The following is a 23,368-nucleotide window of genomic DNA, read 5'->3' as shown; positions in this document are numbered from 1 at the left end:
TTAGTTTTATATAAACAAATATACATTTTATCTACGTTTAATACAATCTTATTTTTCCATATAAATAAAACCGCACTCCATAGAGCACGGTTTTTGAACATCTTAGCATTCTATTTTATTACAGTTGTATCTAACTCAATTTCTACATTTCCTTTGATAGCACGACTAATCATACAGGACGTTTCAGCTTTTTCCGCAAGCTTGTGTGCCAGTGCTTCATCCTTTTCAGTTGCCTCCTTTTTCAATACGATTTCTGGTTTATGAATAATCTTTTTATATGTAATAACACCGTTCGTTACATCGACAACACCAACTGACTCCATCGTCAAGGCGACTTTCTCCAATTTACTTCGCTCCATCATAGCCGCAAGTGTAATAATATAACATGTCGCCGCTGCACCTAGCAGCATTTCATCCGGATTTGTACCAATTCCCGGCCCGTCCATTTCGGTTGGAATTGAAATCTCCGTCTTTAAATTTCCCGCATCGATTGTTCCTATATCATTCCGTAAACCTGGCCAGTCAGCTTTTAAATGGAAGTGATGTTGTGCCATAAGAAAAGTCCCCCTTTGACTATTTTGTTTCTTTCATTATACAGGTTACTATCCGTCGATTCAGTAAATCAAATTGAAGTAGTGAATTGATTGGCGTTAACCAACAGTTTATTGGAAAGAGAAGATAACTCTGACCCCGTTTTTTCAACAGCTTGCATCGCTTCAAATTGTTCCTGAAATGCGCGCATCATTTGAGCTGCATTACTTTTATTTTTTTCGGAAACATTTTCTACTTGTTTCGTAGATGCCTCCAATAACGGTAGTCCGCTTTCCAACGAGTTCAAGTGATCTTTCATAACAAATAACCTTCGATCCAATACCTTGATTTGATCTGCAGCGGCCTTGAAATTCCCACTATTTTCTTGTGTAATACTTTCAAAATTTGTTGCATCTACTTGCATCTCTTCTATATTCAAAGTAGTCCTATCAACGGATTGTTCCATTTCTAAAATAGTACCTTTAATTTCTCCTGTAGCGTTAGCCGATTGCTCCGCTAATCGTTGGACCTCATTTGCTACCACTAAGAATCCTGCTCCTGCTTTTCCAGCTCTAGTTGCTTCGATTTTCGCATTTAATGCAAGCATACGCGTTTGGTCAGTAATGCTATCAATGGTGCTAACTACACTAGAAACGGACATGAACTTTTCATGTAAGTCATCAATCGTTTGAATGACACTTTCCATACTTCGGAAGAAGATTCTCATCATTTTTGCTGCCTCGATTGTCGAAGTCTCTCCTGTTTTCACGACTTGTTTTGTAATCGTTGACTCATGAAAAACTTCTTCCATTTCATTAAACAACGTAGCCATTTGAACTTTCATCTGCTGGAAGGCTTGCTGCTGTGTTGCTGATACAGAAACCGTCTCTGCAGCAATCGTCTCCAACTCTGAAACCTGAGCATTCAAATAATCATTTTTTGTCAGCAGTGCAGTTGAGCTGACGTTTAAATGACTTCCAGTCTGTGCTAGTTGTATACTAGTGTTTTTTATTTCCACGAGCATATAGGACATACTTTCAATCATCATCTTGAAGCTTTTAATGAGCGATTGGAATTCAGGTGTAGAAGATTGAATCGCCAAATCGACTCCTAAATCCCCTTCCCTGACCATGCGCATTTTTTGTTGCAATACAATTATCGGTTTCGTCATTCGGTGAATCGTCGGCGCAATCAGTAACAATGCGATGATTAACGCAATTAGGATCGATATCAAAATTTGGGTTCCCATTTCTTTCGTATCCGCCAAATAATCACTGTCCGGAACGACAATAATAAATTCCCCGCCTAACTCTTGAACACGATAATAGCTGATAGTATGCGGATTTCCTTGGATTGTTTCATGTAAAATACCTTTACCGTCTTGTTTGATTTTCTCCACAATTTGATTGGACAAACTCAGATTCGTATTTTTACTAACCGCAAAGGGAATCAGTTGATCATCTTTTGAGTAAAACATCGTTGCATTATAACCATCTTGAGTTAAGGATACATGCTGCCTCTTAACAACCTCTTCAAGAGCAGACATAAAATTTTCCTTATTCCCGATATGTATCAACATCAATGTTTTCGCTAGATCATTGACAATTGTCACCTCTCGTTCCAAATGGGAAGAGACGAGTTCAATAGTGCTTTTCGTCATTTTTTCATACGCTGTGAATCCTATTGTAACCGTGGATATTAGCAGGATTGTTAGAATTGCGAAAAGTAATCGAGTTTTAAATGTGATGTTGGTAACTCTAGAAGATACATTCGTCCAGTTTACTTTTCCAAATCTTATCTTCTTAACGCCTTCTTGTGCCAATCGACTCAATTTAATAACCACCTCACAGGAATTTATACTCAATTTTCTCATATACGTGTAAATTTCCTGTAAAGAGTGTGTAAATTTTCTGTATAGAATTTTGAATGTCTTTTTTATATGAACGAAAAAAAGCTATTCACGATGAATGTGAATAGCTTTTCGTACTGTTATGCTAACGCTTTTGCCAAGTCTTCAAGTAAATCTTCCACATCTTCAATTCCTACCGAAATGCGTACAAGACCATCTGTAATCCCTAGTTGCAATCTGCGTTCACGCGGAATTGACGCATGTGTCATGCGTGCAGGTATAGAAATCAAACTTTCAACTGCTCCCAAACTTTCCGCAAGCGTAAAGTAGCGCAATTTTGCAAGCAACTCATCAGCTTTCTTTTCGCTTCCAACATCGAACGAAATCATACCACCGAAGCCGGTCGCTTGCCTTGTCATCAATTCTCGGCCCGGATGTGTTTTAAGTCCCGGATAATACACTTTCCCCACTGCCGCGTGTCCATCTAAAAACTCCGCGATTTTCTGCGCATTCACATTATGCTCTTCCATACGAAGTCCGAGCGTTTTTATACCGCGAATCAATAACCATGAATCCTGTGGCCCAAGAATAGCGCCCACCGAGTTTTGAATGAAATGTAAATCCTCTGCAAGTTTCTCTGTTGCTACCACGACAAGCCCTGCTACGACGTCACTATGACCTCCGATATATTTCGTCGCACTATGCAATACAATATCTGCGCCTTGAGCGATTGGTTGTTGAAAATATGGGGTCATAAACGTATTGTCGACAATTGTGAGCAATCCCTTTTCTTTTGCAAGCTTAGTAACAGCTTCAATATCCGTTATTTTTAACAGTGGATTCGTTGGGGATTCCAAGAAAATCGCTTTTGTATTTTCTTTAATTGCTTCATCCACTTTCGTGATATCACTAGAATCAACGAATGTTGCCGAGATGCCAAAGCGATTTAATACTTTCGTAATGACACGGTATGTTCCACCATATACATCGTCTGTTAGAACAATATGGTCACCTTTACTAAATAACATTATAACCGAACTAATCGCTGCCATTCCGGAGCCAAAAGCAAAGCCCGCTTTTCCGCCTTCTAAATCGCTAATTAATACTTCTAGCGCATGACGAGTTGGGTTACCTGTACGTGAATATTCATACCCGTTAAATTGACCGACTGTCTGTTGCTTGTACGTACTTACTTGATATATGGGTGTGGAAACTGCACCTGTCGTTGCATCTCCAACAATACCGCCGTGGATTAATTTCGTTTTTGCACGCATGAATTATTCTCTCCCTTTAAATAGATCATAGATGTTCTGACTTAAATAACGCTCACTGGAATCAGGAAAAATGGTAACAATATGGCTTCCCGCTTTCGCAATTTCAGCTTCACGTAAAGAACCATAGAATGCAGCGCCAGAAGAACTTCCAACGAGCAACCCCTCATTTTTCGCCAATGAACGCAATTGCATGAACGCGTCCTCGTCGCTAACTGTATGAATGGCATCAAAATACGTTGGGTCCATGTAGTCTGGTAAAAACTCCATTCCAATTCCTTCTGTTACATGAGATCCTGCTGCTCCACCGTTGAGTATAGAGCCTTCAGGTTCCACGACAACTGTTTTCACACCCGGGTTGCGTTCTTTCAAAAACTGCGAGGTCCCCATAAATGTACCACCAGACCCCGCTCCCGCAACAAAAACGTCGATTTCCCCATCTAAATCACGCCATAATTCGGGTCCAAGTGTTTTCATATACGTCGCCGGATTTGCGGGATTTGAAAACTGTGATGGTGTAAAAGCACCGGGTGTTTGTAAAACAAGCTCTCTCGCTTTCTCAATCGCACCTCTCATGCCTAGTTCGGTTGGTGTATTGATGATTCCAGCACCAAGTGCACGCATAAGTGTTTGTTTTTCTAAACTAAACTTTTCTGGAACGACAAATATCACATGATAGCCTTTCCCAATCGCTGCAAGAGCCAAGCCGATACCCGTATTTCCCGCCGTCGCTTCAATAATTGTTCCACCTGGCAACAAGCTTCCCGATTGCTCTGCATCCTCAATGAGTGTTAATCCGAGTCGATCCTTTACGCTTCCTCCTGGATTTAGATACTCTAGCTTCGCGAATATCCGACAATTATTTGGAATATGAATACGACTAATCTCAACAACCGGCGTGTTTCCAACTAATTCTTGTACACTACCGTAAACTTTCATTACACTTCCTCTTTGTACACATGGCGCCATTCATCTTTTTTCGCAAGCATATTTCCCGCTAACACTTTGGCACCTTCCAAACTATGGTTTGCGGCCCACCCACATTGCACTTCGTTACACGCTGGCACTTCCGTCGCTACGAGTACATCTCGCAAAGTGTTTTCTAAAATGACTAGAATTTCTTCGTAATCATCATGATTGATAACAGATAGATAAAAGCCGGTTTGGCAACCCATCGGACTAAGATCAACAACTTTATCAGAATGATTTCGAATGTTCTCCGCCATTAAATGCTCGATGGAATGTAGTGCATCCATTTTCATAAACTGTTTGTTAGGTTGTGTGAAACGTAAATCGTACTTATACACTTCATCACCATGACTTCCCTGTTTCGTCCCTGCTAAACGCACGTACGGTGCCGCAACTTTCGTATGATCTAAGTTAAAACTTTCAACATTCAACTTTTTCATCGTAGTCTCCCCTTATTTTTTAGTCGCGTCCATTAGCCAGACAAAATCGTTCAATTGTTTAAACGTCACTTCGAATCCGGCTTCTAGAAATAGTTTCAACAATACGGGCAGTACTGTGTAATATTCACGTTCTAAATCGTCTGCAACATTATGAAAATTCCTTGCCCGCTCCTTATCTATCTGAGCCTGCTTTGCATCTTCCGTTATAAAAATGGTATCGGCAAAGACGACTTTTCCATTTATCGGTAACAACTGTGCATACTTCTTCAGTGCAATTCCTTTTTCTTCATCTGTTAAATGATGAAATACATATGAACTTGCGATTGAATCAATTGTTATACCATCAGTTTCAAAATCAATTAAATCCCCGTCTTTGACCTCAATTGAAGGAAATCGCTCTGCCGTTAATCGCCGCATCGCAGTGTTCGGTTCAATGCCAATTACTTGATGGCCGGCATCTATTAATTTTGCTGTCAGATTTCCCGTCCCTGTACCGAATTCAAGAATAGTTCCAATAACTTTGCTTGTGACAGCATTTAGAATCTCGTCATAGCCTTCAAATACATCACGGTATTCAGGATCCTCCCCAGCAACTGATGCGTCATACAAGTGAATCCACTCATCAAAAATATCGATGAATTCGCGTCCCATAACAAAACTCCTTTTTTCAAGTATATTATTCCAAGTTGTTTACTATGGTATAGGCGTAATATCAATATTTATACCACACCCCATATAGAAATGCCAATAAAAAAACAAAACGGAGTCTTATTCGCCTGTATCAATCGCTCCCCCATCATTTCGTAAACCGTGCCCGCACGCTATTTCCCATTTGCTCATATAGATAGATGATAACAAACAGTTGCAGGGGGAAATAAGTATGCAATGGATATCTATATTATTAATCGGTATTGCTGCAAACATTGATAATTTAGCAATAAGTGTTTCATACGGCTTAAAATTAAAAAGAATTCCTTTCCTATACAATTTCATTATTTCTCTTATTTCTATTGCATTTGCATTCTTCTCCATATCAGCGGGGAGTTTTTTATCCAATTACTTTTCACAATCAATGGCTAACTTCACTGGTGGCTTCTTAATTACCATCCTTGGTATATGGTTTATAGCGCCATTGCCATTTTTCATTAAAAATAAATCCATTCAAACAGAAGACAATAGCCCCGTATTTCTAGGTTTAGAACAACCAATGAAAATCACTTTAAAAGAATCAACTTTTTTGGGATTTCTACTTTCCTTAAACTGCTTAACAATTGGTTTTGGGGCAGGTATTACAGGCTTCTCTCCGCTTTTCACTTCAATCTCAATTGGACTATTTTCACTGATTTCAATTTCTCTAGGTATTAAAATTGGTAATACAATTGGCAATACACTATTCGGCAAGTACTCATCTAAAATCGCCGGACTTTTGCTCATCATAATCGGCATTTATGAAATGTTTTTCTAATAGTACTTACTCAATTTCGCATAAATAAATGTAAAAATCATAACGACATCCCTATTCGCAAATGAGATAGTCAAATCAGTATCCATCACTATAATGGCACCAGTTTTACCTACCTTCTCATTCAACATTACCTTCTTTTCTTATCGAAGTTTTCAGAAACATATGGTACACTTAAGACCACTACTTGAAAACGCTTACATTACTTATCAGCTTCAAAAGGAGGGGTTTTATGGTGCTCGTACTCCAACAACGACAGGAACAGAATCTGTTAATGACATTCGAGTTAAGACAAGCAATTGAAATACTTCAATACTCGACGTATGAACTTGAACAATTTATAAGGCAACAAGAGCTTGAAAATCCGATTATCGAACTGAAAGAAAAAAATACATATGAAGAGAGAGTGAATCAGCGGACATCTACTTTTGGTTCTTCCGAGATGCCGGAGGATCTATTCCAGTGTACTGAAAGAAACATGCGGGACACACTATTCGATGACGCAAAATTCATTTATCCAGACGAACACATCCAAAATTTGTTAAAGTATCTCATTTATAATCTGGATGACAATGGCTATTTACGTGTTCTTGGTAAGGATCCAGATTTCTATCTAGAATTTGATGAATTTGATATTGATAAAGGAATTCTTTTACTTCAAGAAGTGGGTCCAGTAGGAATTGGGGCTAGAGACTTAAAGGAATGCCTGCTCTTGCAAATTACATACACCTATCCTGAACAAAAGTCAGCTGCCTTTTTAGTAGAACATCATTTAAACTTGCTTGCTGACCATAAATGGAATGAAATCGCCTTACAAATGAACATCGAAATGAGGGAAGTAAAAGAGCTTTACGATTTCATACAAACGCTTAACCCGAGGCCAGGCACATTTATTTCCAATTTCCCAACTGAGTATTTAACTCCTGACATTATTGTCGAATCAAAAGATGATAAATTAGTTTTCCATCTGAATGACGGCTATTTACCAGCTATTCATGTCAATAAAGAGTACACGCAACATCTTCAAACGAAAAATGATGTATCAAAATATATCCATACTCAATATAAAAATGTAGAATGGCTTCTTAGCAGTATTGAACAGCGCCGAAATACGATTATTAAAATTGTGCAAGTCCTGTTAGATAGACAGGAAAGTTTTTTTATAAATGGACTCTCTTCATTGAGACCATTAACGCTAAAAGAAGTAGCTGATGAAATTGAAATGCACGAATCAACTGTCAGCAGAGCGACTACCAACAAAGTCATTCAGACCGCGTTCGGTTCTTTCGACCTTCGAATTCTGTTCACTTCGAAGTTAGAAACTGCGGACGGCACTAGCATTTCTCAAACGAAAGTGAAAACACTTTTGGAGAATTTTATAGCTCAGGAAAATAAATTCAAACCCTATTCTGACCAAAAAATAGCAGAATACTTTAATCGCGAAAAGGGCATCACAATCTCTAGGCGAACAATTAGTAAGTATAGAGAGGAGTTAAATATACCTTCCTCCAGCAAACGTAAAGATATTCAAGTATAATTCACAAAAAAAAGCACGGAGAGTACTTGACTTATTTGTCAGGTACTCTCCGTGCTCATTTTAGTTAACTTCTATCGCATGTTCTTCATGTTCATGTAATTCTTTATCGTCTTTTACGTGGATTTGAATTTTGTGCGGACCTACTTGTGCAAATGTGTATGAAGCTGTATATTCACCGGCAACTAATTCTTCAACGTCGACCCAGTCGTGTTTGTCCGGATTTTCTTCATTCCAAATTTCGTAGCGTACTTGTGCTTTTTCAAATGGTTTTCCATCAAATTGCAGGTGAACGACAAATTCAGTAGATTCGCCGGACTTCATATTTTCAGGTTTCATGAAGTGCATCGAAAATCCTTCTGCATGCCCATGTTCGTGTTCAGCTTCGCCTTCAATGGCTTCTTCATAATTCCCGCCATTACCTACTGTCACTTCTTTTTTCGGCATTGTGTGCAAACCTCTTGCTGTTACATGCACTTGAACGTGGAAAAGACCGTCATGCTCAAAAGAAGTTTCTGCTGTGTACAAACCGTCTTTGTCATTCGTCGATTCAACCTTGAAACTTTCGTCTTTTTTTCCTTCTTCCCATACTTCAAATTCAACTTCATCAGCGTCATCTACTTTTTCATCGCCCTGTGTAACAACTGCTTCCATTTTTATAATACCATTCACATCAACTTGTTCTGTCACTGTTAGCTTCACATCCAGCGGTAGAGGTACTCCTGTTTCGTCCACTTTTACCGCTTCTTCTTTACCGCATGCTGCCATAGCGGCCAGCATGAATAGCCCCACTAACAAACCAAATTTCCTTTTCATCAAGATTCCCCCATAGTCGTTTTACTTAACGTAGTTCCTTATGTTCGTTATGATTATAATAGATAAGTTAGAACTAAGTGTGAACTACCGCGCTTCACATGATTTTCACATTTATTAGAGAAAATGAGTACAATGAGCAACCTATAATTGAAATGAGGTTTTATCTTGAATTCATCCACCATTATGATTATAGACGATGAACCACAAATGAGGAAACTGATTCGAATGTTCCTCGAAAAAGAAGGTTACACTGTCGTCGAGGCAACAGATGGGATCCATGCACTGTCTTTAATAGACCAAACAAATCCACAGTTGCTACTAGTAGATGTAATGATGCCCTTCATGGATGGCTTTACATTCGCCAAAGAAATAAAGCGGACATCGACAATCCCACTCATCTTTCTATCAGCAAAAGGAGATGAATGGGATAAAATACAAGGTTTAAAGCTTGGCGGCGACGATTATATTGTCAAACCATTTTTACCGGGAGAGCTTCTTGCAAGGATTGAATCCGTTCTTAGACGATCTTATCAAAATATACCTGTGGCTGATACATTAACTGTCGGGCCACTCGTAATCGATAATGGAGCACATACAGTGTCATTGAATGGAAAACCCTTATTATTAACATTAAAGGAGTTCGGTATGCTTCATGTGCTTGCTAAAAATAAAGGTCGCGTCTATTCAAGGGAACAACTGCTGCACATCGTCTGGGGTGAAGAACATCAAAGTAGCGAGCGTACAGTCGATACACATATCAAAACGTTAAGACTTAAAATGGGTAATAACGGTGATCTAATTGAAACAGTTTGGGGTATCGGCTACAAATTCGAGGTGTGAAGATTGAAGACACTTACATTAAGCAAGAAAATAGGTATAGTCCTGATTTCCAGTATCGGGTTTACAATTCTTTTTTCCTTTTTCTTCATCCATTATCTCTATTCTGAATTGTATTTGACAAGTATTGAAGAATCCATTGTCTATCAAGGAAAAAGGACGGCTTCTCATTACCATTACGGGGAATTAAGTGATGAAATCATCGATAAAATCCAATGGTATAACATCGTGTCAGAATATGAAATTATCGTAGTTGATAACTTAAAGGATCTCACTTCCTATTTCCCTTACGAGGTCAATTATGAAACACTTGTCGATGCAAATGACATGGCTGAGTTGGAAAAAGGAGCCTATGTATTAAAAGAGGGATTCGTAAAAGAACTTAACCATGAAATTCTAGGCGCCATTTTTCCAATCAAAGGTGAGAACGGACTTATCGGTTTCATCTATATTTATGTTCCACTTGCGGCAGTTCAAGATGTATTTCGGGGAAGCATTCCAATACTTTTGATCGTTGGTTGCTTATTTTTCTTCATACTCTTTTTAGTTGTCAATCGGACTTGGCATTCTTTATTCAAACCGTTGCAAGATCTTCAGCGACTTTCTTTTGAAGTATCTAAAGGGAACTATTCAAACCGGATTCAAAGCGAAAGGGACGATGAGGTCGGCCAATTGACGAAGGCGTTCAATTTGATGAGCCTTTCACTTGAACAACAGGAAGAACGAAAAAAGGAATTCACGTCAAACATCGTGCATGAACTCCGTACACCGCTCACCTATATTAGCGGTTACACGCATGTTCTTAAAGACAAAATATATTCATCGCCCGAAGAAGCACAAAGCTATTTGACAACGATTGAAAAAGAAACAGATCGACTGACCAAATTGATCACTGATCTTGTGGAATTAAATCATCTTCAAGAAGATTTGTATACAATTGACATTCAGCCTATTGCCATCGCGCAATTATTAGTAGATACAGTTGGTTTGTTCACGATTCATATTGCAGAAAAAGAATTATCTCTCGAATTGACTATAGAAGAAGAACTTATTCTAACAGCTGATCCAAAAAGAATTCAACAAATTTTTTACAATACCATAGACAATGCCGTGAAGTATTCCGCCACAAACGGAACCTTGGCAATTGAATTAACGAAAAAAGATGCTTTCCTTCAATTCCGAGTGACAAATGATGGAATTCTTATTGACGATGAAGATCTAGAGCGAATTGGCGATCGTTTTTTCAGGACAGATAAAGCCCGGAATCGGACAACCGGTGGAACAGGCTTAGGGCTCCCTATTGTCAAAGAAATCATCCGACTGCACAACGGAACTTTCGAGATGACTAGCGACACCATGACAGGAACAACCGTAACGATTCGATTGCCCGGCTTATCTATTGATGAACAAGAAGAGGTGTAATTTGAAAAACATATGCTATCTGTTTATTCCCCTTGTCATTGCAGTCTTGCTTTCCGCTTGCAGTTCTGTACCTCATAGTGGAAAGGAAATAGTCCCATTTTCTTATACAGACCAAAATGGACAGCCTTTCGGTACAGATGAACTAACGGGGAAAGTCTGGATTGCTGATTTCGTCTTCACAAAATGTAAGACCGTCTGTCCCCCGATGACACTAGAGATGGCGGATTTGCAAAAAAAGTTCGAGGATGAAGGCGTTCAAGTCGAATTCGTATCATTCACTGTCGATCCAACAATTGATTCACCAGATGTGTTAAATGAGTACATCCACCAATTTACGGACGATGAAAAGAATTGGCATGTATTAACGGGATATACACAGGAAGAAATTGAAGCTTTCGCAAGGGATCAATTTCAAACAATTGTACAAAAACCTTCCTCATCCAATCAAGTCATTCACGGGACTAACTTTTATTTGATTGATCAGCAAGGCAGTATTGTGAATGAATATAATTATGTAGATGCATCCTATGTCAAGGAAATGATGAAGGATATCAAAAAGATTCAAAGATAATCACATGTGTTGATTAACCAAAAACAACCCGTAAATAACTTAATTAAACAGCAGGAGCTTCGTGTACATTAAATTTGGATCGCTTTGGATTGAAAGGCCTCTATACGATTATCGAGATTTCTTGATGTGTAGGGATGTGGCCTCGTCGCATCCCTACACATCGTTTTTCGATAATCGTATGGTGCTTATTCATCCGTCACACTTGCGCCTCGGTAAAGATGTCATGACTAGTTCGCCAAAAGCGGACCGAAAATGATTCAGTGAAAATGGGTTTTTTCAAGCCTTTCTTACCTGCTCTTTATGCAAGAAAATGGTTAATCAACAGACGTGAAAGATAATAGACAAAAACACCTCCTAGGCTTATCCGCTTTGGAGGTGTTTCCTTGTTAGCAATACATTCATTATTTCTTCAAACGACTCTTCATAAAACTGATAACAACTGGCAGAACAGACACAAAGATAATTAATAAAATAACAGTGGAAAAGTTATCTTTAATGATAGGAATATTCCCGAAGAAATAACCTGCAATCGTACAAATTCCTACCCATAGAATTGCGCCTACTACATTATAAATGAAAAAGTAGCGATAATTCATACGACTAGCCCCTGCAACAAAAGGTATAAATGTACGAATGAACGGCATAAAGCGGGCAATCACTATCGTTTTACCACCGTGTTTATTAAAGAATTTCTCTGCTTTATCCATTTTTTCTTGATCAATGACTCTACCAATTAAGCTATTAGGCTTGATCGCTGTCCCGACCTTTTTACCGATTTGATAATTTACAGTATCCCCAATGACAGCTGCAGTAAAGAACACAATAAGGAGAAGTACAATGTTAAATGCCCCCATTGCAGCAAGAGCCCCACTTGCAAATAACAAAGAATCACCTGGTAAGAATGGGAAAATAACTAATCCTGTTTCAACAAACACGATTAAGAATAATAGTACATATGACAGCGAGCCGAAATTTTGAATAATTTCAACCAAATGCTCATCAATATGTAATATGAAGCTGAATATGTTTTGAATAATAGTCATACATAGACTCACTTTCAATAGTATTTGTCAGATTCATTGACGGAAACAACCTTATTCATCATACTTGTTTCTTTGATAGTTGTCACGTAACAGAATAAAATAGCGATACACTTACATAAAAGCGCAAGGCGCCAAAAAGAATAGCAGGCATAGTCGATTAAGGGGAAGGCATTCTAAGATCGCGACGACTGCATTCTTGCAGGTACGACGTGGCGCTCTTTGCCCGGGAAGGATGCAGTTCAATCCTTCCCCGCTACATGCCTCACATCTTTTGGGCCTCCGTGCGGCTGGTGTCTAGAGTCTAGACACCATTCTATGTCAAACAAACTTATACTTTCCTATATTTGAAGAATGCCCCCCCAATGATTTCAGGGAGGCATTACTCATACTATTATTTACGTCTCCAAAGCATCAACATCATCGCCGTAATAAAAGTAAAAGCAATGAGTGCCAAAAAAGGAATCGTTACAAAACCAAACCAATTAATATATTGTCCCGAGCATGGAACCCCGCTCGTACACGTACTGAATTCTTGCAATGAAGGCAGTTTCTGCAACGCATAATGATAACCAGATAGAAGCATGCCTATGACTGACATCGGAAGTACGTACTTATATATATCGCGGTCATTTCGATAAAATGCCATGCCAAGGAACAGAACTAGTGGGTACATAACTATTCGCTGATACCAGCAGAAAGTGCATGGTACAAAGCCCATACGCTCGCTAAAAAACAAACTTCCTACCATCGCTGTAATCGATGCTAACCAGGCAAGGAGGAGCGGTTTACTTACCACTAGCAGCCGCCTCTTCCACCATTTTTGTGAAATCATCTAACGTACTACCCGTAAATTGTTTTCCACTTATAAAGATTGTTGGTGTGGAGGATACACCTAGGTTATTGGCCGTTTTCATATCTTTCTCCCAAGCTTCTTTCCCCTTGCTTTCACCAAATGACTGCATTACTTTATTCGTTTCTTCTTCAGTTGCCACTTCCGCTAAAACCTCTTCCAAAAATGACTCCGTATATAAGTCCTTTTTTTCGTAGGTTAAATCTTCTGGTTGCTTACTAAATAATAATTCATGGAAAGTCCAAAACTTATCATTCCCTAATTCTTGATAAACCGTTTCTGCAAATTGAGCGGATCGATTTGAATCGATGTTTATAAAGGAATAATTCATAAAGTAAAACTTGGCTTTCCCAGTTTCAACTAACTCCTTATAAATAACCGGAAAAAGTCTATCATTGAAATCTTTACAACTTGGACATTTATAATCACCAAACTCAATAATGTCAACTGGTGCTGACTCTTCACCCAAAAACGGTTGCCCTTCTACATCTATAACGGTTGACTTTTGATTGGCATTCGTTAAAACAATAACTCCTACGATACAAATAACTACTAAACCAACAATCCAAAAAATCTTCTTAGACAAGGTAAACACTCCTAATTTGAACTACATGACGTAGTGTAATGAAATAAAAATTTACGCAAGAGCGTAAATAAATAGTGCACAAATGAAGCAAAAAATCGTTACTGACAGAAGCATAACCTTCACAGGTAGCTTTATTTGGATTCCTTTTAACGGATTCAAGATATAGTCAATCCGATAATTGACAGATGTATCAGCAAATGACGCATAGACAAAAGGCATTTTTTCATGTTTGCACACTTTAAGCATCTTTAAAAGCGCACTCCCTAAGTTAACAGACGTCTGTTGTTTTTCAATTGCATATTCATCCGCTGACAATTCCTTAATGATGCTATATTTCTGATTAAACCATTTTAGAATCGGAATATAGCCCATCGTGGACGAACAAAGTGACATCAAAAAGATGGTAAGGGGGTCACGATATTTTTGATGATACATCTCATGAGAAATTACTGCATTTAATTCATCGTCATTTAATAGGCTTATCAATCCAGTCGATAATACGATTTTAGGACGAACAAATCCCATTGTGATTGCAATCGGTGAAGGGTGCGAGATCACAATAAATCCATCTTTTCCATCGCTATAAGTTTGATTCATTTCGGTTGTGAGCGTATTTTCTTCATACTGCTTAAATCGTTTTTTCATTCGTGAAGCATGATAAAATTGTGATCCTATTTTCCATATCGAAAATAACAACGTATAAATAACAAATGCATCGAGGACATACTCAAGAGAAGACAAGCCAATATTTTTCATCCAACCGTGACAGACGACAACAAGGTTATGACCAATATCCCAGCCTGCTATGATCGACATCAGATACAAACCCATTTGAAGATAAATCGTCCCTGAAATTATGAGTGACACCATAAGCATACTTAATGATTGACGTTTGTACATACGTTACATGCCCTTTTTCAGTTCTTTGATTTTCTGTTCGAGCTTGGCCACGAGAGCATCATCTACATCTTCAAGTGCATCCAGCATGTGACTTACAACAACATTTCCAAATTCGTCCATCAGCTCATTTGTCATTTCTTTCGACTGTGTAGTCAAAAATTCTTCCCTTGATAGAAGCGGTTTATACAAAAACGACCGTCCTTCCAGTCTCTTGCAAAGAATCTCCTTGTCTACTAATCGATTCATAACAGTCATTACTGTATTGAAATTCGTTGATTTTTCACGTTCAAGTACTTGCTGAACATCTTTAATAGTCATTTCGACATCATTCCATAAAACGTCCATAATCTTTGCCTCAAGAGGCCCAAAAAAGCGGTTTAGCCCACTTTCATTCAACTTGAATTTCCTAATTTTCATGACTACTCATCTCCACATTACTCATTGTAGTGCTAGTCTTTTATCCAGTCAAGAATTCTCTTTTGAAAAACAGACAATTAACAAATCTGTAACATTTATTGCCCTATATTCTCCTTATTTAGGTCAGGTTGTCTTTAACAATTCAGACAAAAATCTCCCCGGCATTTAAACCGAGGAGATTTTCACAACCTATTATTGAGGCTATTTATTGTTTATTTATCATCTTCAAATTCGATTTTTGTACCGTCTTTAAATCGAATTTCTAGCTCAAATTCCGTATAATCTGTCGGTAAATCGAATACCTTCATTACTTCTTGAATGGCAGCTTCCTTCCCTGTCTGTTGAGTAATTGTTAACTGTTTCACCAATGGATACAGTTCATTGAATGCCTCTGTCCCCTTTTTCTTGATATTATTAAGTGAATCCTCAATTTCTGCATCGATTGAATTGTCACTATTTTTTTCAAGCTCTGCCTCATATTCCTGATGATTCGCATAGTCAAGTTTTAGTTCGAAATCAGCATAGACAAGTTCATCCATCTTTTTTTGCATATCATCTTGATTGACGGTATCTGTATTTTGTTCAGTTTCAGGGCTACTAGTTCCCTCCGTCGAAGTCGCACCATTTGTGTCCCCATTACTATTCTCTCCCGTAATAGGTTCGTCCACTACCTTATCATTATTTTTTTCAGCGTTCCCGCAAGCAACAAGCACAAAGGATAATGCCATGGTCAAGATGAAAATAGAAATTTTCTTCATCGTATCTACCTCCTTATACAGTCCATTCCCCATCGAGGGACTTTTACACATGAAAAAACTACCTATTTTGGATATCGATAAATACCTGTTAGGATGGGGATAATGATGAATATAAATTGTGATAACGGAGGAATTTCAATGAATGAATCGATTAAGCAAACTGTTGCTACACTTACGTATATTTCAGTCGAACGAGTTATGGGTTGGTATGACCAAAAAACAAAGCGTACCGTGCATAGTATCCATTTATATACTGACTCGATTTCAACTTCACGAAATACATTCAGATTAGAACACGTGCATGATATGTCCTATAAGCCGTTTTCCAGCGGAGCAGGATTTTTCTATTTACATACAACCCAAGGTGTCTTCACTTATGAAGTCGATACAGACCCAACTTATTTCATCCGGACCTATCAAAATTTACCCAGATGATCCGCACTTTCATTTTTTTGTTTAGTCCTTACCTTTTTGGGGAATATAAAAAAGGAGAACAAAAAATGGAGGTAATTTAAATGACTATTAAAAAAACTGTTGAAAACGCCGTTCAGGCAAAGGAAGAAATCGAGAAATTGGTAACACAAGGATATACACATGATGAGATTTATATTTTTGCACATGACAAAAAGAGAGCCAGTCACATAACGGATGCGCTAGATACAGAAAGCGTAGGTATGAAAGAACAAGGTTTCTTGGATAGTATGAAAAACATGTTCTCTTCTCGCGGAGATGAACTCCGTAGCAAGATGGAAGCTGCAGGACTATCCACGGCAGAAGCTGCCAATGCAGAGGAAGAACTGGACCAAGGGAAACTTATCCTAATTGCGAAGAAATAACTTATAAGTTTATGAATCCCATTCCTCATATCAGAGGAATGGGATTTTTTTGATTGCTTAGGGGATTATTTAGTTCGTTGCATATATGGTCGGTTGAATGTCGATTATGATCGGTTGGACGGAGATACGATTGCTTCCGCGTCGGTTATGATCGGTTAGACGGGGTTATGATTGCTTCCGCGTCCGTTATGATCTGTTGGACGGAGATATGATCGCTTCCGCATCGGTTATGATCGGTTCGTCGGGGATAGGATTGCTTCCGCGTCCGTTATGATCGGTTAGCCGGAGATATGATTGCTTCCGCGTCAGTTATGATCGGTTGGACGGGGATATGATCGCTTCCGCGTCCGTTATGATCGGTTCGTCGGGGTTATGATTGCTTCCGCATCGGTTATGATCGGTTCGTCGGGGATATGATTGCTTCCAAGATGGTTATGATCGGTTAGACGGGGATAGGATCGCTTCCGCGCCGGTTATGATCGGTTGGACGGGGATAGGATTGCTTCCGCGATGGTTATGATTGATTGGTCGGAGATAGGATTGCTTCCGCGTCGGGTATGATCGGTTGGACGGAGATATGATTGCTTCCACGTCAGTTATGATCGGTTAGCCGGGGATATGATCGCTTCCACGTCGGGTATGATCGGTTCGTCGGAGATAGGATCGCTTCCGCGTCAGTTATGATCGGTTAGCCGGGGATATGATTGCTTCCGCGAAGGTTTTGATCGGTTGGCGAGCAAACCGCTTACGTTTTCACTTTTTTAATGCTTTCATTGGCATAATCACACCATTATTCGATATGATGAACAATGGAAGTGGGTGCGTTTTATGATTAACAAGTTCTGGAAGATCGGTTTTTTCACTGGACTTACAAGTTTCGTTCTTCTCATAGTAGGTGTTCGAACTGTTTTGGGTCAAACGCTTGTCTTTACAAACTACTTAACATTTGGTCTTTTCGGGCTAATCATCGGTGTTTTTTCATTTTTACTGCTGTTTTACAATTTGAAAATTGCTTTCAGGATTTTCTTGATTGGTGTGGCTCTCGGTTTTGCAGAGTTTTTCCGCAGCTTGTTAATGAATCCGAAGGGGATAGGTGATGTACTCGGAATCTTGTCCTTGTTCATCATTTCTTCCTTTGGATTGGGACTGGCATTTATTGTCCAGTTCATCGTGATTTTAATGAAGAAAAAGAGCTAAGAACAAGAGCACCGAAGTCTAGATGATAAAAGAGTGTGCAACTCCTAGTTCCCCTAGGAATTGCACACTCTTTTTAAATGGATTAGACGGCTTTATCTTTCTTAATCTGCTTACTTCGTAACTGACCGCATGCTGCGTCGATGTCTGTACCATGTTCAAGACGGACGCCGCAATTGATGCCTTTTCTTTTGAGTGTTTCATAAAATGCTTTAATGTCTTCTGGTGTACTACGGCGATACTGGTCATGTTCGTCAACCGGATTGTAGGGAATCAAGTTAACATATGATAGGTGACGTTTGTTTTCGAGTAGTTTTGCAAGCTGCTGTGCTTCCAGAACATGATCATTTACATCATGCAACATAATATATTCAAACGTGATTCTGCGGTTTGTCGTTTCCAAATAATAATCGATTGAATCCATCAATTTCTCAAGCGGGAACGCTTTGTTAATTTTCATAACGCGTGTACGCAACTCATTATTAGGTGCATGCAGAGATACTGCTAGGTTAATTTGGATATTTTCTTCTGCAAAATCCTTAATTCGTTGCGGATTACCACTTGTTGAAACGGTAATGTGACGAGCACCGATGGAAAGTCCTTTTTGATCATTGACGACACGAAGGAAATTCATCAAATGCGAATAGTTGTCAAATGGTTCGCCAATTCCCATAACAACAATATGACTTACACGCTCATCTTCAGCTTTCGCGTCAAGGTGATGCTGTACTTCCATGATTTGTTCCACAATTTCTCCTGCTGTTAAATCACGGCTTTTTTTCAATAATCCACTCGCACAAAAACTGCAACCGATATTACAGCCGACTTGTGTCGTTACACAAACCGATTGGCCGTAAGGAAATTTCATTAAAACAGTTTCAATCAAGTTACCATCTTGCATTTTAAATAGGAATTTGATTGTGCCATCTTCTGATTCCTGTTTCACAGTCTGTTCTAGCGTTCGGAGGACATAGTTCGCATCCAGCAAGTCGATACATTCTTGATTAATATTTTTCATGTCTGCAAAGTTTGTTACACGCTTTTTATATAACCAGTCCCAAATTTGTGCAGCACGGAATTTTTTCTGCCCTTGATCCACTAACCATTCTGTAAGTTGTTCAATTGTGAGTCCATATATCGAATTCTTCATTAGTTATCCTCATTTCAAAAAATGCAATTCACATATTATACTACATGAAATTAGAAATGGGAACAACTAATTTAGTTTATAAATGTGAATTTCCAGCCCATAATCGTAAAAGACCCTCTATTATTATCTCCTCCGCAAATAAAGACTGTCCTTAATCTTTTTGGAGTTTTAAATTTTAAATTTCTTTACATGATCTTTTAAGTTTATTGCCATTTCATTAAGGGTCGTTGTCGTTCCAACCATTTCTTCCATAGAAGCCAATTGCTCTTCCATAGATGCAGCAATGTTTTGCGTATGGGAAGATGTCTCTTCTAATGATTGAACTGTTTCGATTGTAGATGCTAGTATTTCCTCAGAACCCGCAGAGATTTCTTGTATTGTTGCAGATACTGATTGATTTTTTTCTGTAATTTGAGTAATACGATTCAAAATGCTAGTAAACGATTTACCTGTTTCGCGTACGATTCCAGTTTCACGTTCCACATCTTCGAATACCTTCGTCATGGCCTTCACAGAATTTTGAGAGTCATTTTGAATTTCTTTCACGAGCGTACTAATTTGGTTTGCTGAAGATGCGGATTGCTCAGCAAGTTTCCTCACTTCATCTGCGACTACACTGAATCCTTTTCCAGCATCGCCTGCACGTGCTGCTTCTATAGCGGCATTCAGTGCAAGTAAGTTTATTTGATCAGAAATAGCCGTAATAATTTCTATAATTTGACCTACTTCATTGGATCTCGTATTCATCAACTGTGTGATATCCATAGAAACTTTAACTGAGCTCGTTATCGTATCAATCCCTTGAATCGAGTCTAAAATAAGATGATTACCTTGCTTAGCTTCTTGGGATGCATCCATCGATTCTTCCGTTACTTTCATAGAAGAATCTGCTATTTCTTGCAGACCAATTGTGATTTGTTCAAGTGCCACCAAGTTTTGTGATGCACTACTTGCTAACGTATCGCTCGTCGAAGATACTTCTTGGGTCGTAACAGTCGTATGATTGACTACTCCTGTCATTTGCTCTGCGCTATAGGTCAAGTCATCCGAGGAAGTGATAACGTTGTCCGTCGCTACATTGACATGTTCAATCGTATTTCTCAATTCTTGTTGCATGTTTCGGAAACTGTGTGCAAGATGACCAATTTCATCTTGACTATTCACACTAACTTCTTTTGTTAAATCACCTTGGGCTACAACTTCTGTATACTTCACTAATTGTTGAAGTGGTTTCGTAATTCTTGTTGATAAAATATAAGATATTCCAGCCCCTACCACCAATGCCCCTAGCGTAAGTGCAATACTGATGATAAGTATTTTCCGGGTTAAATCAGGGATAAATTTCGCATCCTGATCGATTCCTATAATAGAATCTGTCCCTTCAATATGTAAATAGATTGATTTATGTACACCGTACTCATCCTCATAAATCTCACTGAACAATGGCTGTTCCATGTTTAGCGCATCGTTTTGTTCGGATTTAAACGGATAAGGCGTAAGATAATCTGCCGTATCGGACAGCGCAAGGATCATATCCTCACCATCAACTTTACTCATGATATAAACACTTTCTAAATCGCCTATCTCACGCGATTCATTGATTATAGCGAGTAATCTTTCATAGTCCTGTTTATTTGTCTTTGCTTTATTAAGCATCTCGGCATCGATATCTTTTTTCAAGTCTAGTAAATTCGTGTTGAGTACTCTCTCAAACTGGGGAATGACATTCTGATTGACAATTGACATAGATTGAAAATAAAAACCTAAACTAAATAATAAAGATAATACTGCAATTGGAATAATCGTTCCAAGCATTATTTTAGTTCTAATAGATCCTTTTTGTTTAAACAAACTAATTCCTCCTAAGATTTATACGAGTTGCGGTTCATAGAGCGATATAAAATTGCTCAATTCAAGTGTAAGCAATCGCTTATTTTCGTCAAATGTGTGATGTTTGAAAAATACAACAGAAAAAATAGGGTACTCTTTGTAATTCATATACCTATAGTCTAGTATTTCATTAAATTGTTGCTTAAAACTTTCATGGTCTACCGCTCGAATTAATTCAAGCGAAATCGACGGGTCAAATTCTGCACAAAGAAAACTATAAATCGCATTATCCATAGCCTCTATTTTTTCTTCCCAATTTGGTTTTAGCTGATTGAAATAATAATCATAAACGTCTACACCATAAGCATGTACGCCCAGTTCTGTCGTACCTATACCAGCAAAGCGGAATGGATTTACTTCAATTGGCACAACTTGTCCTTCTTTAGTTATTCGAACTTCAAAATGTAGCGGGAAGGAAGCCAGCGCATCAATATCCCCTAATTTTTCCAAAAAGTCCGAAATTGGAGCAAGTGTTTCACTTAATACACTTTTGCTTGTGTAATATATACGATCACTCATGTCTTTATCGTTAGCAAACATGCGCTTAAATAAATTTAAGATGACAGGTTTTCCCTCTTTAGTAAAATAAGCATCAATTGCATACTCGTTTCCTTGAATTAGCTCTTCTAATATGACAGTTTGGCTATCAATCACATCATTAGGATACGCGGATGCTGAATCGTTTATATCGACTTTCAATTTTTCTACGGTGTGATGCCAATCTTCAATACAATCTATTCTATAAACCCCAACACTCGAGTAGCCGATAACAGGCTTAATAATAATAGGGAATGGAATTGATTCTAAAGGTATTTCATATAAATCTTGAATAGATACTTCACGGAAATAAAATGAAGGATAAATTTTTGTCATTCTCCTCCTAAATTCCGCTTTGTTTTTGAATAGTGATGTCCATTCGGCAAATTTACTCTCAGGTAAGTAATTCATTAACATAGCCAAACCGTTTTCCGAATTAAATAAAAGAGGAGCAGAAGACTTCTCAAGTTGTTCAAAGAACAATGTCTCTTCAAGTAAATCAAGTTTTTCTTCCTCCGGAATCTGCACATCTCCTATTTTTAAAACCGGAGTACCTAATTGCTGTAAAGTTGATGAAAGTAATGTTGATACATAAGGCTTATCAAGTATAATCATTTTATTCTCCTTCTTCTTGTTTTTTCTACTATATTTTTACAGCAGAATTTTTGTTCGTACCGATATTATTATCTCCCAATAGAGCCTATAGTATTGATTTTGAAAAATCATTAATCCCAATGACCTATAATTATCCACGGAAAAATAACAGTTAATAACTCCTATTATCATACATAGTAAGTTTTAACAATGCTATGCATTGTATTAAAGTATCATTATTTTGTATAGTTCGAATAGGTAGATAGTTAATCTGTATTATGTCATAACTATATTCTAATGGCTTTTCACTCTGCCTATCTCAAAATTCCTTGTTTAATTTAAGACATTATTTTTTCAAAAATTCATCATAGGTCTTTTAATCTAAATAATATAAGCAATAGATTCTATTGCATAAATAAGCCATATATAATTCTTATTACAATTATAAATGATTTATTTATTATATTTAAATTCCTTCATTGCTATTATTTTAGTCACATTTTTACTTCCCATGGTTTTCATCACCTTCAATATCTTATTTCGTTCTATGACCTACTGAATTCAAATAGCAAGGGTTCATTCATTTTTCTTTGTCATACGTTAATAAATAAAACTAGGCACCCTCCATATTTTCTGGAGGATGCCTAGTTTGTTGTCACTACTTATTTAAACTTCATCGCACTGCATTCTTTGCGGCTTTGTCCTTATTTATTTTCATGACAAGCGTTAAAATATTCAATAAGCTAAGTACTGTGAAAAAGATTCCAAAGCCAATTTGACCATCCGCAAATCGAGTAATTGCGAAATAACTCATGAATAATATAAGTGCAAGATCAATATATTTAGATCCCATGTCGATAACCTCCCCTGTTTACACAAGTATATCAGTTTCGATGCACTTTTCATTAAGT

Annotated in this window: 25 protein-coding genes; 8 read left to right on the top strand and 17 right to left on the bottom strand. The window is 38.0% G+C overall.

Going from position 1 to position 23,368, the window contains the following annotated elements:
* Positions 1 to 110 precede the first annotated feature (110 nt).
* The 6 genes from MKX62_RS14630 to MKX62_RS14605 all read right to left on the bottom strand — a co-directional run bounded on the left by MKX62_RS14630 (position 111) and on the right by MKX62_RS14605 (position 5,711).
* On the bottom strand, positions 111 to 554 hold the full coding sequence (locus MKX62_RS14630; RefSeq protein WP_340741733.1) for an OsmC family protein: 444 nt from the start codon (positions 552 to 554) through the stop codon (positions 111 to 113).
* 68 nt (positions 555 to 622) lie between these two features.
* Complete coding sequence (locus MKX62_RS14625) at positions 623 to 2,362, bottom strand: methyl-accepting chemotaxis protein (protein ID WP_340741732.1); 1,740 nt, start codon at positions 2,360 to 2,362, stop codon at positions 623 to 625.
* A 158-nt stretch (positions 2,363 to 2,520) separates the two neighbouring features.
* The gene (locus MKX62_RS14620) at positions 2,521 to 3,654 is read right to left on the bottom strand and encodes a bifunctional cystathionine gamma-lyase/homocysteine desulfhydrase (protein ID WP_067207156.1); all 1,134 of its coding nucleotides are present in this window, start codon (positions 3,652 to 3,654) and stop codon (positions 2,521 to 2,523) included.
* 3 nt (positions 3,655 to 3,657) lie between these two features.
* Positions 3,658 to 4,590: a PLP-dependent cysteine synthase family protein gene (locus tag MKX62_RS14615; RefSeq protein ID WP_187047168.1), complete on the bottom strand. Its 933-nt coding sequence runs from the start codon at positions 4,588 to 4,590 to the stop codon at positions 3,658 to 3,660.
* On the bottom strand, positions 4,590 to 5,060 hold the full coding sequence (locus tag MKX62_RS14610) for an S-ribosylhomocysteine lyase (protein ID WP_340741731.1): 471 nt from the start codon (positions 5,058 to 5,060) through the stop codon (positions 4,590 to 4,592). Before MKX62_RS14610 ends, MKX62_RS14615 begins: the two co-directional genes overlap by 1 nt.
* A 12-nt stretch (positions 5,061 to 5,072) precedes the next feature.
* Complete coding sequence (locus MKX62_RS14605; RefSeq protein ID WP_340741730.1) at positions 5,073 to 5,711, bottom strand: class I SAM-dependent methyltransferase; 639 nt, start codon at positions 5,709 to 5,711, stop codon at positions 5,073 to 5,075.
* A gap of 229 nt (positions 5,712 to 5,940) precedes the next feature.
* Between MKX62_RS14605 and MKX62_RS14600 the strand changes: the two genes are divergently transcribed.
* Positions 5,941 to 6,525, top strand: coding sequence for a manganese efflux pump MntP (locus tag MKX62_RS14600; RefSeq protein ID WP_340741729.1), 585 nt, complete (start codon positions 5,941 to 5,943; stop codon positions 6,523 to 6,525).
* A gap of 229 nt (positions 6,526 to 6,754) precedes the next feature.
* Entirely contained in the window at positions 6,755 to 8,059 is a 1,305-nt protein-coding gene (gene rpoN / locus MKX62_RS14595) for an RNA polymerase factor sigma-54 (protein ID WP_340741728.1), read from the top strand.
* A 60-nt stretch (positions 8,060 to 8,119) separates the two neighbouring features.
* On the opposite strand, the gene MKX62_RS14590 is transcribed toward rpoN, so the two are convergent.
* On the bottom strand, positions 8,120 to 8,872 hold the full coding sequence (locus tag MKX62_RS14590; RefSeq protein ID WP_340741727.1) for a FixH family protein: 753 nt from the start codon (positions 8,870 to 8,872) through the stop codon (positions 8,120 to 8,122).
* Positions 8,873 to 9,037: 165 nt separating this feature from the next.
* Between MKX62_RS14590 and MKX62_RS14585 the strand changes: the two genes are divergently transcribed.
* Genes MKX62_RS14585 through MKX62_RS14575 form a run of 3 tightly spaced genes read left to right on the top strand, consistent with a single transcriptional unit; the run spans position 9,038 to position 11,702 of the window.
* Positions 9,038 to 9,712: a response regulator transcription factor gene (locus tag MKX62_RS14585; protein ID WP_231885784.1), complete on the top strand. Its 675-nt coding sequence runs from the start codon at positions 9,038 to 9,040 to the stop codon at positions 9,710 to 9,712.
* A gap of 3 nt (positions 9,713 to 9,715) precedes the next feature.
* Positions 9,716 to 11,131 carry a sensor histidine kinase gene (locus MKX62_RS14580; RefSeq protein ID WP_340741726.1) on the top strand — a complete coding sequence of 472 codons (1,416 nt, stop codon included), beginning with the start codon at positions 9,716 to 9,718 and terminating at the stop codon, positions 11,129 to 11,131.
* Between the two features lies 1 nt (position 11,132).
* Positions 11,133 to 11,702: an SCO family protein gene (locus tag MKX62_RS14575; protein ID WP_445683534.1), complete on the top strand. Its 570-nt coding sequence runs from the start codon at positions 11,133 to 11,135 to the stop codon at positions 11,700 to 11,702.
* A 401-nt stretch (positions 11,703 to 12,103) separates the two neighbouring features.
* On the opposite strand, the gene MKX62_RS14570 is transcribed toward MKX62_RS14575, so the two are convergent.
* From MKX62_RS14570 to MKX62_RS14545, 6 genes are all read right to left on the bottom strand, one after another.
* Positions 12,104 to 12,745, bottom strand: a complete 642-nt coding sequence (locus MKX62_RS14570) for a VTT domain-containing protein (protein WP_187047160.1) — start codon at positions 12,743 to 12,745, stop codon at positions 12,104 to 12,106.
* 391 nt (positions 12,746 to 13,136) lie between these two features.
* Positions 13,137 to 13,541 (bottom strand): disulfide oxidoreductase, encoded by a 405-nt coding sequence (locus MKX62_RS14565; RefSeq protein ID WP_338653087.1) that lies wholly within the window; start codon positions 13,539 to 13,541, stop codon positions 13,137 to 13,139.
* Positions 13,531 to 14,190, bottom strand: a complete 660-nt coding sequence (locus MKX62_RS14560) for a DsbA family protein (RefSeq protein WP_340741725.1) — start codon at positions 14,188 to 14,190, stop codon at positions 13,531 to 13,533. Before MKX62_RS14560 ends, MKX62_RS14565 begins: the two co-directional genes overlap by 11 nt.
* Positions 14,191 to 14,232: 42 nt before the next feature.
* Entirely contained in the window at positions 14,233 to 15,081 is an 849-nt protein-coding gene (locus tag MKX62_RS14555) for a M56 family metallopeptidase (protein ID WP_340741724.1), read from the bottom strand.
* Positions 15,082 to 15,084: 3 nt separating this feature from the next.
* Positions 15,085 to 15,498 (bottom strand): BlaI/MecI/CopY family transcriptional regulator, encoded by a 414-nt coding sequence (locus MKX62_RS14550; RefSeq protein ID WP_340741723.1) that lies wholly within the window; start codon positions 15,496 to 15,498, stop codon positions 15,085 to 15,087.
* Between the two features lie 212 nt (positions 15,499 to 15,710).
* The gene (locus tag MKX62_RS14545) at positions 15,711 to 16,256 is read right to left on the bottom strand and encodes a YusW family protein (RefSeq protein WP_340741722.1); all 546 of its coding nucleotides are present in this window, start codon (positions 16,254 to 16,256) and stop codon (positions 15,711 to 15,713) included.
* A 138-nt stretch (positions 16,257 to 16,394) separates the two neighbouring features.
* Between MKX62_RS14545 and MKX62_RS14540 the strand changes: the two genes are divergently transcribed.
* The 3 genes from MKX62_RS14540 to MKX62_RS14530 all read left to right on the top strand — a co-directional run bounded on the left by MKX62_RS14540 (position 16,395) and on the right by MKX62_RS14530 (position 18,289).
* Entirely contained in the window at positions 16,395 to 16,691 is a 297-nt protein-coding gene (locus MKX62_RS14540; RefSeq protein WP_340741721.1) for a hypothetical protein, read from the top strand.
* 80 nt (positions 16,692 to 16,771) lie between these two features.
* Positions 16,772 to 17,092 carry a general stress protein gene (locus MKX62_RS14535; RefSeq protein ID WP_340741720.1) on the top strand — a complete coding sequence of 107 codons (321 nt, stop codon included), beginning with the start codon at positions 16,772 to 16,774 and terminating at the stop codon, positions 17,090 to 17,092.
* An 828-nt stretch (positions 17,093 to 17,920) separates the two neighbouring features.
* Positions 17,921 to 18,289: a hypothetical protein gene (locus MKX62_RS14530; RefSeq protein ID WP_338653097.1), complete on the top strand. Its 369-nt coding sequence runs from the start codon at positions 17,921 to 17,923 to the stop codon at positions 18,287 to 18,289.
* Positions 18,290 to 18,371: 82 nt separating this feature from the next.
* Here the strand turns inward: MKX62_RS14530 and rlmN are convergent, their stop codons facing one another.
* The 4 genes from rlmN to MKX62_RS14510 all read right to left on the bottom strand — a co-directional run bounded on the left by rlmN (position 18,372) and on the right by MKX62_RS14510 (position 23,310).
* Positions 18,372 to 19,436, bottom strand: coding sequence for a 23S rRNA (adenine(2503)-C(2))-methyltransferase RlmN (gene rlmN / locus MKX62_RS14525; RefSeq protein ID WP_067207103.1), 1,065 nt, complete (start codon positions 19,434 to 19,436; stop codon positions 18,372 to 18,374).
* Between the two features lie 168 nt (positions 19,437 to 19,604).
* Positions 19,605 to 21,287 (bottom strand): methyl-accepting chemotaxis protein, encoded by a 1,683-nt coding sequence (locus MKX62_RS14520; protein WP_340741719.1) that lies wholly within the window; start codon positions 21,285 to 21,287, stop codon positions 19,605 to 19,607.
* Between the two features lie 18 nt (positions 21,288 to 21,305).
* Complete coding sequence (locus MKX62_RS14515; RefSeq protein ID WP_340741718.1) at positions 21,306 to 22,478, bottom strand: ATP-grasp domain-containing protein; 1,173 nt, start codon at positions 22,476 to 22,478, stop codon at positions 21,306 to 21,308.
* Positions 22,479 to 23,130: 652 nt separating this feature from the next.
* On the bottom strand, positions 23,131 to 23,310 hold the full coding sequence (locus MKX62_RS14510) for a hypothetical protein (protein WP_067207096.1): 180 nt from the start codon (positions 23,308 to 23,310) through the stop codon (positions 23,131 to 23,133).
* Positions 23,311 to 23,368 lie beyond the last annotated feature (58 nt).

Source organism: Sporosarcina sp. FSL K6-5500, assembly GCF_038005665.1.
Taxonomy (GTDB): domain Bacteria; phylum Bacillota; class Bacilli; order Bacillales_A; family Planococcaceae; genus Sporosarcina; species Sporosarcina psychrophila.
Note: the sequence above shows the minus strand (reverse complement) of the source record. Positions and strands in the feature narration are given on the sequence as shown.